The organism is Acinetobacter sp. 70_2 (assembly GCF_056736115.1).
This window is the reverse complement of sequence record NZ_JBWZIP010000002.1, coordinates 58649-71885: the sequence shown is the minus strand read 5'-3', so window position 1 is coordinate 71885 and position 13237 is coordinate 58649. Positions and strand designations below refer to the sequence as shown.

Annotated in this window: 9 protein-coding genes and 1 pseudogene; 2 read left to right on the top strand and 8 right to left on the bottom strand. The window is 43.6% G+C overall.

Annotation, left to right across the window (positions count from 1 at the left end; translation table 11 throughout):
* Nucleotides 1-126 precede the first annotated feature (126 nt).
* From acnD to AC1PJ9_RS01300, 4 genes are all read right to left on the bottom strand, one after another.
* The gene (gene acnD, locus AC1PJ9_RS01315) at nucleotides 127-2733 is read right to left on the bottom strand and encodes a Fe/S-dependent 2-methylisocitrate dehydratase AcnD (protein WP_311086693.1); all 2607 of its coding nucleotides are present in this window, start codon (nucleotides 2731-2733) and stop codon (nucleotides 127-129) included.
* The gene (gene prpC / locus AC1PJ9_RS01310; RefSeq protein ID WP_004795430.1) at nucleotides 2733-3890 is read right to left on the bottom strand and encodes a bifunctional 2-methylcitrate synthase/citrate synthase; all 1158 of its coding nucleotides are present in this window, start codon (nucleotides 3888-3890) and stop codon (nucleotides 2733-2735) included. Before prpC ends, acnD begins: the two co-directional genes overlap by 1 nt.
* A gap of 269 nt (nucleotides 3891-4159) precedes the next feature.
* Nucleotides 4160-5044 (bottom strand): methylisocitrate lyase, encoded by an 885-nt coding sequence (prpB, locus tag AC1PJ9_RS01305; protein WP_004706036.1) that lies wholly within the window; start codon nucleotides 5042-5044, stop codon nucleotides 4160-4162.
* Entirely contained in the window at nucleotides 5037-5747 is a 711-nt protein-coding gene (locus AC1PJ9_RS01300; protein WP_016139645.1) for a GntR family transcriptional regulator, read from the bottom strand. The genes prpB and AC1PJ9_RS01300 overlap by 8 nt, the downstream gene beginning before the upstream one ends.
* Before the next feature lie 45 nt (nucleotides 5748-5792).
* Here AC1PJ9_RS01300 and AC1PJ9_RS01295 point away from each other — a divergent pair.
* Together AC1PJ9_RS01295 and AC1PJ9_RS01290 are read left to right on the top strand one after the other, a co-directional pair.
* Nucleotides 5793-5927, top strand: a pseudogene (locus tag AC1PJ9_RS01295) (hypothetical protein).
* 335 nt (nucleotides 5928-6262) lie between these two features.
* A complete protein-coding gene (locus AC1PJ9_RS01290) occupies nucleotides 6263-7477 on the top strand; it encodes an amino acid aminotransferase (protein WP_016142558.1) in 1215 nt (404 codons plus the stop codon).
* Nucleotides 7478-7525: 48 nt separating this feature from the next.
* On the opposite strand, the gene dld is transcribed toward AC1PJ9_RS01290, so the two are convergent.
* The 4 genes from dld to lldP all read right to left on the bottom strand — a co-directional run bounded on the left by dld (nucleotide 7526) and on the right by lldP (nucleotide 13105).
* Nucleotides 7526-9232, bottom strand: coding sequence for a D-lactate dehydrogenase (gene dld / locus AC1PJ9_RS01285; RefSeq protein WP_311086692.1), 1707 nt, complete (start codon nucleotides 9230-9232; stop codon nucleotides 7526-7528).
* Between the two features lie 291 nt (nucleotides 9233-9523).
* A complete protein-coding gene (gene lldD / locus AC1PJ9_RS01280) occupies nucleotides 9524-10669 on the bottom strand; it encodes an FMN-dependent L-lactate dehydrogenase LldD (protein ID WP_311086691.1) in 1146 nt (381 codons plus the stop codon).
* A complete protein-coding gene (gene lldR, locus AC1PJ9_RS01275; RefSeq protein WP_311086690.1) occupies nucleotides 10666-11418 on the bottom strand; it encodes a transcriptional regulator LldR in 753 nt (250 codons plus the stop codon). Before lldR ends, lldD begins: the two co-directional genes overlap by 4 nt.
* A 19-nt stretch (nucleotides 11419-11437) precedes the next feature.
* Nucleotides 11438-13105 carry an L-lactate permease gene (lldP, locus tag AC1PJ9_RS01270; protein WP_240062218.1) on the bottom strand — a complete coding sequence of 556 codons (1668 nt, stop codon included), beginning with the start codon at nucleotides 13103-13105 and terminating at the stop codon, nucleotides 11438-11440.
* Nucleotides 13106-13237 lie beyond the last annotated feature (132 nt).

Below are 13237 nucleotides of genomic sequence, written 5' to 3'. Positions count from 1 at the left end.
TATACCCAACTAACTTTTTATATAAAAAGGAATTGTGATAAATACAATTCTTCTAATATTTAATTTAAAAACCCCATCATCAAGATAGGGTTTTTTTAACAATATCAATAATATTTAACTAAACTATCAAGCCACTTGGCCTTCTAAAAAGTCTTGCGCAAAACGCTGTAATACACCGCCCGCTTCATATACAGAAACTTCTTCTTCTGTATCTAAACGGCAAGTCACAGGCACTTCAAGAATCTCTTCTTTACCATCCGCTGTGGCACGTTCAATCACTAAAGTTAAAGTCGAACGCGGCGCAATATTACCAATCACGCTATAAAGCTCTGTACCATCTAGTTTTAAAGTCTTGCGGTTTGCGCCCGGTTTAAACTCAAGCGGTAACACGCCCATACCCACCAAGTTCGTACGGTGAATACGCTCAAAACCTTCGGCCACAATCGCTTCAACACCCGCAAGGCGTACACCTTTTGCAGCCCAGTCACGGCTTGAACCCTGACCGTAGTCAGCACCCGCGATAATGATTAACGGTTGCTTACGGTTCATGTAGGTTTCAATCGCTTCCCACATACGCATCACTTCGCCTTCTGGCTCTACACGCGCTTTTGAACCTTGCTTAATGGTACCGTCTGAACGAACCACCATTTCGTTATAGAGTTTCGGGTTGGCAAATGTTGCACGTTGTGCAGTCAAGTGGTCACCACGGTGGGTTGCGTATGAGTTGAAATCTTCTTCTGGTACGCCCATTTTGTGAAGGTATTCACCCGCAGCCGAGTCCATCAAAATCGCGTTTGAAGGCGACAAGTGGTCAGTAGTGATGTTGTCACCCAAAATCGCAAGCGGACGCATGTTTGCCAAAGTACGTGGTGCAGCCAATGCCCCTTCCCAATATGGTGGACGGCGGATGTAAGTACTTTGTGGACGCCAGTCGTAAAGTGGGCTCTTCGCTTGTTCAACTTCGCCCAAGTCAAACATTGGAATGTAGACTTTACGGAACTGTTCAGGCTTCACAGCTTCTTTTACTAATGCATCAATTTCAGCGTCAGATGGCCAGATGTCTTTGAGGTAAATCGGCTTACCTTCTTTGTCATGACCTAACGCATCTTTTTCGATGTCAAAACGGATCGTACCCGCAATTGCATACGCCACAACAAGTGGTGGAGATGCCAAGAACGCTTGTTTTGCATAAGGATGGATACGGCCATCGAAGTTACGGTTACCAGAGAGTACTGCTGTTGCGTACAAGTCACGGTCAATAATTTCTTGCTGAATGACCGGATCTAATGCACCAGACATACCGTTACAAGTGGTACAAGCATAAGCCACAATACCAAAACCAAGTTGCTCTAAATCTTTTAGAACACCTGCTTCTTCGAGGTAAAGTGCAGCCGCTTTTGAACCCGGTGCAAATGATGATTTCACCCAAGGTTTACGGACTAAACCTAGCTCATTTGCCTTACGTGCCAACAAACCTGCCGCCACGGTGTTACGTGGGTTAGAAGTATTGGTACATGAAGTAATGGCAGCAATAATGATTGCGCCATCTGGCATTAAGCCGTCAGAGCGGTTTTCAACAACGCCCGCAATGCCTTTTTCTTTTAGGTCCGCAGTTGAAACACGTGCATGTGGGTTTGATGGACCAGCAATGTTACGTGTTACTGTCGACAGGTCAAAACGTAGTACACGAGGGTACTCTGCTTTGGTCATGTCAGATGCCCAAAGGCCGATTTCTTTTGCGTACTGTTCAACCAATGCCACTTGAGCATCTTCACGGCCTGTTAAGCGTAAGTAATCAATCGTGTTTTGGTCGATGTAGAACATCGCAGCCGTAGCGCCATATTCTGGTGTCATGTTCGAAATGGTTGCACGGTCGCCCACAGACATGCTGTCAGCACCTTCACCAAAGAACTCAAGGTATGCACCGACTACGCGCTCTTTACGCAAGAACTCAGTTAAGGCAAGTACGATATCTGTTGCTGTAATGCCTGCCTGACGCTGACCTACAAACTCAACACCAATAATGTCTGGCAGACGCATCCAAGATGCACGGCCCAACATTACGTTTTCAGCTTCTAAGCCACCAACACCCACAGAAATTACGCCCAAAGCGTCTGTATGTGGTGTATGTGAGTCTGTACCGACACATGTGTCTGGGAATGCTACGCCATCACGCGCCTGAATCACCGGAGACATTTTCTCTAGGTTAATCTGGTGCATAATGCCGTTCCCCGCAGGGATCACATCGACATTTTTAAATGCAGTTTTGGTCCACTCAATAAAGTGGAAACGGTCTTCGTTACGACGGTCTTCAACAGCACGGTTTTTTGCAAAAGCGTCTGGGTCAGCACCACCATATTCCACTGCCAAAGAGTGGTCGACAATGAGCTGTGTTGGTACGACTGGGTTAACTTTAGATGGGTCGCCGCCCTTCTCAGCAATCGCGTCACGCAAACCTGCAAGGTCAACCAATGCAGTTTGACCCAAGATGTCATGACACACCACGCGCGCAGGGTACCAAGGAAAGTCCAGGTCCTGACGGCGTTCAATTAACTGCGTTAAATAAGCAGTTAAGTTCTCGGCATCGGCACGGCGTACCAATTGCTCTGCGAGTACTTTAGAGGTGTAAGGCAGTTTTTCGTATGCGCCTGGCTGAATATCTTCAACGGCTTGACGCACGTCGTAATATTCAAGCTGGGTTCCTGCCAGCGGTTTACGGTATTTTGTGTTCATTAACCACGCTCCGCCAATGGTTTAAATTCGAGGTTTTCAGGGCCTGTGTAGTTCGCGCTTGGACGAATGATTTTGCCGTCTTGACGTTGTTCAATCACGTGCGCTGACCAACCTGCTGTACGTGCAATGACGAACAATGGTGTGAACATTGCAGTTGGAACACCCATTAAGTGGTAGCTCACCGCACTGAACCAGTCGAGGTTCGGGAACATGTTTTTCACTTCTTTCATCACTGCTTCTAAGCGCTCAGCGATGAGGTACATTTTGGTGTTCTCTTGTGCTTCAGCCAAGTCATGCGCAACTTTCTTGATGACTTCGTTACGTGGGTCAGAAACTGTATATACAGGGTGACCAAAACCGATTACGACTTCTTTATTTTCAACACGCTTACGGATGTCAGCTTCAGCTTCATCAGCGTTGTCGTAACGTTGTTGAATCACGAATGCAACTTCGTTCGCACCACCGTGCTTAGGTCCGCGAAGCGCACCAATACCACCAGTAATTGCCGAGTACATGTCAGAGCCTGTACCTGCAACCACACGTGACGTAAATGTAGACGCGTTGAACTCGTGCTCAGCATACAAAATAAGCGATGTATGCATTGCTTGAATCCATTCTTCAGATGGTTTTTCGCCATGAAGTAAATGTAAGAAATGCGCTGCAATTGAGTCGTCATCAGTTTCAACTTCAATACGACGACCGTTGTTGCTGAAGTGGTACCAATAAAGCAGCATTGAGCCTAGGCTTGCCATTAATTTATCAGCAATGTCTTTTGCGCCAGCTTCGTTGTGGTCTTCGTGTTCTGGCGTTAAGCAACCTAACACTGATACACCTGTACGCATCACATCCATTGGGTGTGCAGACGGTGGTAATTGCTCAAGAGCAGTTTTAAGTGCTGCTGGTAAGCCACGAAGTGCTTTTAATTTTGCTTTATACGCTTTGAGTTCAGCTTTGTTTGGTAATTTGCCATGTACGAGCAAGTGAGCAACTTCTTCAAACTGGCTACCCGCTGCAAGGTCAAGAATGTCATAGCCACGATAGTGCAAGTCGTTACCGCTACGTCCTACGGTACAAAGTGCTGTGTTGCCTGCAACTTGTCCACTAAGTGCAACTGATTTTTTTGGTTTGAAGCCTGTTGTTGTTTCATTTGAGCTCATAAGATTGTCCTTTCCTATCTATCTGAATTTATTTATTAAGCACGACGGAGTCGTACCATTTTCACTTCTTATTTCAGGATTAACCTTCGGTTCGACCTACTTTTCTTTCGGGAAAAGTAGGCAAAACCATTGTCATCTGCAAAACTCGTCCACAACCATCAAATATCCTATCTATCGCAGAACCAATTTTAAAAAATGTAGCCCTGTCTCAAACAGTTGCAGATGACGCCTCCGAGTATCAGATTCCAATTAATCAACTTTTTAATTTATTACTTCTTTTTAGCAAATGCGTTGTCCAAGTAGTCTTCAAACGCATAGTAGTTAATGCGTTCATATAACTCTTTACGCGTTTGCATAATATCAACCACGTTCTTTTGTGTACCTTCTTTACGTAAGGTTTCATACACAGTTTCGGCTGCTTTGTTCATGGCACGGAAAGCAGAAAGCGGATAAAGCGCAAGGCTTACATCGGCAGATGCCAATTCTTCAGTGGTAAACAGTGGTGTAGAACCAAACTCGGTAATGTTCGCCAAAATTGGTGCGCCAGTCTTCTGAGCAAATTGCTTGTACATATCAAGCTCAGTAATTGCTTCAGGGAACAACATGTCTGCGCCCGCTTCAATGTAAGCGCCCGCACGGTCAATAGCAGCTTGTAAGCCATCTACTGCCAATGCATCGGTACGTGCCATAATTACGAAGCTGTCATCACCACGCGCGTCAACCGCAGCTTTAATACGGTCAACCATTTCTTCTTGAGTCACAATGGCTTTGTTCGGACGGTGACCACAACGTTTTGCGCCCACTTGGTCTTCAATGTGCATTGCCGCAGCACCAAACTTGATGAGTGCTTTTGTCGTACGAGCAATGTTAAATGCAGAAGCACCAAAACCTGTGTCGGCATCGACCAATAATGGAAGATCACATACATCGGTAATACGGCGTACGTCTGTCAACACATCATCAAGGTTACTAATTCCCAAATCAGGTAAACCTAAAGAACCAGCGGCCACACCACCACCTGATAAGTAAATCGCTTTATAACCTGCACGTTTTGCCAAAAGTGCATGATTGGCGTTAATGGTTCCAACCACTTGTAATGGCTTTTCTTGGGCTACTGCATCGCGAAATAGCTGACCTGCGGATTGTTTAGCCATTGTTATGTTCTCCTTGTGCTTGTAGCAGTGTTTGCTCAATAATTTTGTAAGAAGCATTGATATGTCGATGCATCAGCAGCTCGGCAAGTTCACCATCGCCTTCTGCAATTGCATCTAAAATACGGATGTGTTCGTCCCAAGCTTTGCTCGGACGATCGGGTGTATTTGAAAACTGAATTCGGTACATACGGATAAGGTGATAAAGCTCATCGCATAGCATTTTTTCTAGGGTTTTATTGCCACTACTTTTGATAATGCAGTAGTGAAAATCGTCCTGCCCTTCTTGCAAATAATATCCTTTACCTGCTTTAAAGTTTTCATCTTCAGCATGCATACGCAAAACATCACGTAGTGCCAAGATTTGCTTTTTATCAATATGCTGTGCAGCAAGATTACAGGCCAAACCTTCTAAAGACGCACGAATTTGGTAAAGCTCTTTGAACTGTTGCAGTGAGAGCGAAACCACGCGCGCGCCCACATGAGCTGTGCGCTCAACCAAACGTTGCCCTTCAAGGCGATGAATCGCTTCACGCAAAGGTCCACGGCTAATACCATAAGTCCGTGCCAGTTCAGGCTCAGAAATTTTGCTACCTGCCGGAATTTGACCCAAAACAATCGCCGTCTGTATTTGTTTAAATACATTCTCGGTCAGTGTTCTTCCCTGACTTTGTAGTGGCTCTGGTGCGAAGGTCAAATCTTGCATATTGTCGACAATTTTTAATCAATTATGGCTTTTATAGCGGTATGAATGAAAAAAATCAAGGTGATTGTTGACACTTTACAGAACGCATCAGGTCAATTTTTATAGTCTGACCGTTTATATCACCTTATATTTAAACCATTAAACCAACTGCAATTTAATATCTATAAAACAATAATTTAGCTTCAATTTATCTATAGTTTTATGACTCTTTCTTAGTTACTTTGTAGTCATTAAACTTTTGTTTCAAACTTTAGTCTACAACCAATGTATTACAGCAAGATTGTAGACAATCTGCTTGAATGAAAGCATGAGTTATAAATTAGTATCTATTTACCGTAATTTCTTTTAAAACTTTTTATTATTTTCAGCCAGAAAATATCGATATTAGTGAAATTATCAGGTGCTTCACGGTAGCTTTATTGATACATTATTGAACATCGACATAGTTGTGGCGTATTTTTCGAGACAGAAAAAACCCAGCACTATGCATATTGTTGAATGAAAGGACTTTTTTGATGTTTCAACATATCCCCCCATACGCAGGCGATCCAATTCTCTCTTTAATGGAACAGTTCAATGCTGATACTCGTTCTGGAAAAGTGAACTTGAGTATTGGTCTTTATTATAACGAAGACAGTATTGTTCCTCAGTTAGAGACCATTATCGAGGCGCAAAAGCGTATTGAGCCTAAAAACGGTAAAACCAAACTTTATTTGCCAATGGAAGGCTTCAAACCTTACCGTGAAGCAATTCAAGCACTTTTATTTGGTGCAAACAGCCCAGCAGTTAAAGCTGGCCGTGCTGTAACCATCCAAACGCTTGGTGGTTCAGGTGCATTGAAAGTTGGTGCAGATTTCTTAAAAACTTATTTCCCAAATTCAGACGTTTGGGTAAGCCAACCAACTTGGGACAACCACGTTGCGATTTTCAACGGCGCTGGCATCAAGACTCATTTCTACCCATATTTCGATAACGAAACACGTGGTGTAGATTTTGACGGTATGCTTTCTACACTTAAAACTTTGCCTGAGCAAAGCATTGTGTTGTTGCACCCATGCTGCCACAACCCAACGGGTGCTGACTTAAACCCAGCGCAGTGGGACCAAGTAATTGCAGTATTAAAAGACCGTAACCTTATTCCATTCCTAGACATCGCTTACCAAGGTTTTGGCGATGGTATGGAAGAAGATGCGTACGCAATCCGTGCTTTAGACCAAGCGGGTCTAAACTTCATTGTGAGCAACTCGTTCTCTAAAATCTTCTCTTTATATGGCGAGCGCGTTGGCGGCTTAACTTTCGTATGTGACGATGCAGAAGCTGCTCAGTGCACATTCGGTCAGTTAAAAGCAACAGTACGTCGTATTTACTCTAGCCCACCTACAACAGGTGCATGGTTGGTTGATGAAGTGTTAAATGACGCTGAACTTAACCAACAATGGCAAGGTGAAGTGAAAGAGATGCGTGAGCGTATTATTAAAATGCGTAGCATCTTGAAAGACGAACTCACTAAAGCGTTACCAGACCGTGACTTTAGCTACCTTGTAAACCAAAAAGGTATGTTCAGTTACACAGGTTTAACTGCTGAGCAGGTTGATATCTTGCGTGAAGAATATGCAATCTACTTAGTACGTAGTGGCCGTATTTGTGTAGCAGGTTTAAACATGAACAATGTTTACACTGTTGCTAAAGCAATGGCTGAAGTGCTTGCTAAATCAGTAGAAGCAGCATAAGACATCTATAAAAAAAGGCGCTTCGGCGCCTTTTTTTATGTCTCGATATTAAGATTTAGCCTTACCCCAATATTTCAGTTTTGAGGTATGGCCAATACCCACATTAAAGCTATTGGTTGGGTCGAGTTTTTGATAGAAATTGGCTAATGCAGGTTTGGCAATGTAAAGATGCCCAACATTATGCTCTGCCGGATATTCAGCACGGCGCGCATCCAGCAACTTCCACATTTGATGTTCCATTTCTAACGGATCATTACCCTTTTTAAGAATATAGTCCTGATGGAACACATGACAAAAGAAATGCCCATAATAGAGTTTATGGATGATTTTCTTTTCCATCTCGGCTGGTAGTTGCTCTACCCATTCGCGGTCATTACGACGTAACGCAATATCAAGCGCTACAATATCTTCAACTTCACTACGGTGCGTATCACGATAACGAATTGCCGCCCCTGCAATCGCAAAACGGTGTAAGAACGCCTTTCGACCTTCTTCTTCACTACATACGAAATAGTTACCTGACTGATGTACTGCAAAATATTCTTTTAAAAACTGCTCGGTCTGAGCTTTTGAATTATTTTCAACACGTAAAACTAAATGGTGCTCATAACGATCTCGATATTCGGTCATACGCTTCGGCAAATGACTCGGTAAAAAGAAGGTAATCGCCTGTAAAATATGGTCTGTTAAGCCTTTAATTTTAAATCTTTCTAAGAAGCCATCAACTTTATCTTTCATCGCAAAGGCTTTTGGAACATTGGCTGTACCAAATTTCTCAATAAATAAGAAGGTGTCTTTTCCGTACTTTTCACCAATCAAATAAGCATCTCGGTGAATATATTCACCTGCAATTGGCAAACTTGGCAATGAGGTCAGTAAATAACGACGAATCGCTGTTAAATCATCGGCATCATTCGTACCAATATAAAAAACATTACTTTCTACTTTTTCATAAGTATCAAGACGTACCGCAAACACACAGACTTTACCTGCCGAACCCGATGCCTCAAACAAACGTGACGGGTCTGCATTAAAACGAGCAGGCGTATCCTCATCCACTTGCGTCACATCGTGGGCATAGCGATGGTCAGATGCCTGTTTTTCACTATCATCTAAAATATCTAAGGTTTGGTATTGCTGTTTCTCTAAACGAGTCAAAATTTCTTCAGGAGTCGAACCTAAATTCACCCCTAAGTGGTTCACCAGTTCTAACTGTCCAGCAACATTCACCTGAGCATATAACGCCAGCTCAGTATATGCAGGACCACGGCGTACCAAAGCACCGCCTGAGTTATTACACACACCACCAAGTACCGACGCCCCAATACAAGATGAACCAATTACCGAATGTGGCTCACGGTCATAACCTTTTAAAATTTGCTCTAAATTATCTAAGGTCGCACCTGGTAAACAAATCACTTGCTTACCATCATGAATGACTTGAATTCCCTTTAAACGGCGCGTACTCATGACTAAAACAGGACGGTCATAATCATCGCCATATGGGGTCGAACCACCAGTAAGTCCTGTATTGGCCGCCTGCATAATCACAATACAGTCTGCCTCAATAGCAGCTTGAAGCACCTGCCATTGCTCTAGCAATGTGCCCGGCACCACCACAGCAAGCACTTTCCCCTCACCAAAACGACGACCTTGGCGGTACTGACGCGTACTTTGGTCATCGGTCAAAACATGCGAACGCCCAACAATGTTTTGTAGGCGTTCGATCACTGCTTGAGGAGAAAATGTTTGCATGATGGTTTCCTTTTGGTCATCCATTTATCAAATTAGACCAACACGATGGAGTCTTACCGTTTCTAATTTATATTTAATTAGCTCATTCTCTAATTCGAATCAGCCCTATATTTACTATCGCGGTTGGCGGCAGGGATGCCGCCGTTTCGATGCGGTAGCAAGGACGTACCGTCATCAAAACAAAGGTTTTTGGTTACTTTTTAAAAAAAGTAACGTCAATTAGCTACTTACATTGAACCTTTTCCAATAAGACTCCGTCGTGCCAATATCATTAAAGTTAATACGAAAATATTAGAGCTTCATCGCCTGTACTAAACAATCCGCATTAATATCAGAAATCGATTTAGCACCCGTAAGCGTCATCGCAACACGCATTTCTTTATCAATCAAATCAAGCAAGTTTGATACACCTTGTCCACCTGCTGCTGCCAAGGCATACACAAACGCACGACCAAGTAAAACCGTATCGGCACCGAGCGCCAACATCCGCACCACATCTAAACCATTACGAATGCCTGAGTCGGCCAAAATCGCCAATTCACCTTTTACCGCATCAGCAATTGCAGGCAATGCACGAGCAGACGACATCACACCATCTAACTGACGACCACCGTGATTCGATACCACAATACCGTCAGCACCAAAACGCACAGCATCTTTGGCATCTTCAGGGTCTAAAATACCCTTAATCACCATTGGGCCATCCCAAAACTCACGAATCCACTCAAGGTCTTTCCATGAAATGGATGGGTCGAAGTTCGAGCCTAACCAGCCAATATAATCTTCAAGCCCAGTTGGTTTACCTAAATATTTAGAGATATTACCCAAGTCATGCGGACGCCCCATTAAGCCGACATTCCACGACCAATGTGGATGGAACATAGACTGCATATAACGACGCATCGCAGCATTTGGTCCACTCATCCCCGAATGGGCATCACGGTAACGTGCACCTGGTACAGGCATATCTACAGTAAACACAAGTGTTGAACAGCCAGCTGCTTTTGCTCGTTCCAAAGCATTACGCATAAAACCACGGTCACGTAATACATAAAGCTGGAACCACATCGGGCGGTTAATCGCAGGTGCAACTTCTTCAATCGGACAAACAGAAACCGTTGAAAGCGTAAATGGAATGCCCTTTTTGTCGGCTGCCATCGCGGCTTGCACTTCACCACGGCGTGCATACATACCTGTTAAACCTACAGGTGCCAATGCAACCGGCATCGACAGCGTTTCGTTAAACAGTTTTGTCTCTAAACTTAACGCTGACATGTCGTTGAGCACACGTTGACGCAATGCAATTTCTGACAAATCTTGTACGTTACGCTTTAAGGTATATTCCGAATACGCTCCACCATCAATGTAATGAAATAAAAATGGAGGTAAGCGACGTTGTGCCGCAGCACGGTAATCATTGCCAGAAGAAATAATCATTTTGAATCAACTCTATTTAAACGGTTCGCACGTTTCTGACGAGCTTCGTCTTCATTCAGAGAACGTACATGATTAATCACAAATTCAATATGACCGCAAACAGCTTGGCGTGCGGCCTCGGGATCTTTACGATCAATAGCATCCATCACCTGAAAATGCTGCTCGCTTAGCAAGTCACCATTTATGGGGTCGTTATAAACTTTTTTACGTCCCAACAAGACGTTGTATTGCAACAAATCAAATAGACTACGCATCATTTGAATCAGCACCACATTATGAGATGCCTCTGCAATCGCTAAGTGGAATTCAGCATCAGCCACCGCGGCCTGTGCTGAGTCACCCGCATTTTGGTGGCGACTAATTTCATTAAAATAATAATGAATTTTGGCTCGATCTTCGGGCGTTGAGCGCAATGCGGCATACCATGCCGTGCCACCTTCAAGTAATAACCGCGCCTCTTGCACATCAAAACGGTACAGAGGATCTTCTTCAATCAGGTTACTAATTGGGTTCACAATCAATTGCTGTGGCCACTGTTCAGGTAACTGCTGAATATAAGTCCCATCGCCACGGCGGCTACTGAGCACCCCTTGACTATTGAGCTGTTGAATTGCTTCACGCAAAGACGGACGAGAAACCCCTAAGCTAGTTGCAAGCTGGCGTTCGGCAGGCAAACGGTCACCTTTTTTCATGTGACGCTCTTCAATTAATGCCTGCAATTTCATGACCACTTGATCGGAGATTCTCATCGCGTTTCCTTCACTGGAGTTATGGAATCATCCACGGAACCAGATAAGCCTGAACCGTAATAATGATGCCAACAAAGACAGTGAATATGATGCTATGTTTTACCGTGAAACGGAACAAGTCAGACTCTTTTCCAACTAAGCCTACCGCTGCACAGGCAATCGCAATCGACTGTGGAGAAATCATCTTACCTGTCACGCCACCACTGGTATTCGCAGCAACCAATAACACTTCTGGAATACCAATTTGCTGTGCTGTAGTCGCCTGTAATGCCGAAAACAAAGCGTTTGAGGAGGTATCTGAACCCGTAAGGAACACACCAAGCCAGCCCAAAAATGGCGAGAAGAAAGTAAACGCATGACCTGTATGCGATAGAGCCAAAGCTAAAGTTGCAGATAAACCTGAATAGTTCGCAATAAAAGCAAACGCCAACACCATACCAATCGAGTAAATCGGTGTTTTCAACTCATTGAGTGTTTCACCAAAAGTCGTTACTGCCTCACTTGCTTTCATTTTTAAGAAAATAGCGGTGATGATTGCAGCAATAAAAATTGCCGTACCTGTTGCAGAGAACCAGTCAAACTTATAAATCGCTTCATATGGCTTCATCTCTGCCACAATCGGTGGCATTTTTTCGACTAACTTATGCAAATACGGTACTTCAAGTTTAAAAATCCAGTGTTCAAGAGCACCATCTTTTGCAAATAATGCTTTAAACGGTTTAACACTCCAGATCGTCACCATGACCGTTAAGATTGCAAATGGAGACCACGCCTTAGCAATTTTCCCCATACTGTAACGTTGAACCGTAGTAGGTTGCTGAGCCAAAGTCTGACCAGCTTCAGGTTCAAAGCGGAAAATATGCTTTGGTTGCCAAACACGGAACAGCAAAGTTAAGCTCACCAATGACGCAATTGCTGCGGTAATGTCAGGTAACTCAGGGCCAATAAAGTTAGATGTAAGATATTGGGCAATCGCAAAAGAACCACCACCAACCAACACCGCAGGCCAAGTTTCCTTAACACCACGCCAACCATCCATAATCGCCATAATCCAGAACAGTACGATCAGCGTTAAAAACGGCAACTGACGACCCACCATCTGGCTAATTTCCATAGTGTCTACGCCTGACACCTGCCCCGCCACAATAATTGGAATACCCATTGCACCAAATGCAACTGGTGCTGTATTTACAATTAAACATAAACCAGCTGCGTAAAGAGGTTTAAAGCCTAAACCTACAAGAAGTGCAGCCGTAATTGCGACAGGAGCACCAAAACCTGCAGCCCCTTCTAAAAAAGTACCAAAGGCAAAACCAACCAATAACATTTGCAGACGTTGGTCTTCAGTAATCGACAAAATGCTTGAGCGGATAACTTCAAACTGGCCTGTTTTTACCGAAATTTTATATAGAAAAACTGCCCCAATAATGATCCATGAAATTGGCCATAGACCGTAGAAGAAACCATAAATGATTGACGCAAAGGCCATTTGACCCGGCATTTGATAGAAAAAGAGAGCAATCAATAATGCAATAATGACTGTGCCCGTACCCGCGATACTGCCTTTTAAACGAAAAACAGCCAACGCCAAAAAGAAGAAAATAATCGGGATTAATGCAACCGCGCTAGACAGCCAAATATTATTCAAAGGGTCATAAAGTTGTTGCCACATATTGAGCATTGTCATCTCCTTGAAATGCCGGGGCGAAATTTTTGTACCTTAAATCTTTAAACATTTAACACAATTGGTATGACCAATTAAAATTTAAGTGCAAATGCTGTTCCTTAAACCGCAGATCGCATCATAAACACAGATATT

What these genes read in the sequence shown, in the direction of transcription:
- AC1PJ9_RS01290 (WP_016142558.1), top strand. Translation starts at nt 6,263, where the DNA reads ATGTTTCAACATATCCCCCCATACGCAGGCGATCCAATTCTCTCTTTA.
- lldP (WP_240062218.1), bottom strand. Translation starts at nt 13,105, where the DNA reads ATGACAATGCTCAATATGTGGCAACAACTTTATGACCCTTTGAATAAT.
- lldD (WP_311086691.1), bottom strand. Translation starts at nt 10,669, where the DNA reads ATGATTATTTCTTCTGGCAATGATTACCGTGCTGCGGCACAACGTCGC.
- lldR (WP_311086690.1), bottom strand. Translation starts at nt 11,418, where the DNA reads ATGAGAATCTCCGATCAAGTGGTCATGAAATTGCAGGCATTAATTGAA.
- acnD (WP_311086693.1), bottom strand. Translation starts at nt 2,733, where the DNA reads ATGAACACAAAATACCGTAAACCGCTGGCAGGAACCCAGCTTGAATAT.
- dld (WP_311086692.1), bottom strand. Translation starts at nt 9,232, where the DNA reads ATGCAAACATTTTCTCCTCAAGCAGTGATCGAACGCCTACAAAACATT.
- prpB (WP_004706036.1), bottom strand. Translation starts at nt 5,044, where the DNA reads ATGGCTAAACAATCCGCAGGTCAGCTATTTCGCGATGCAGTAGCCCAA.
- prpC (WP_004795430.1), bottom strand. Translation starts at nt 3,890, where the DNA reads ATGAGCTCAAATGAAACAACAACAGGCTTCAAACCAAAAAAATCAGTT.
- AC1PJ9_RS01300 (WP_016139645.1), bottom strand. Translation starts at nt 5,747, where the DNA reads ATGCAAGATTTGACCTTCGCACCAGAGCCACTACAAAGTCAGGGAAGA.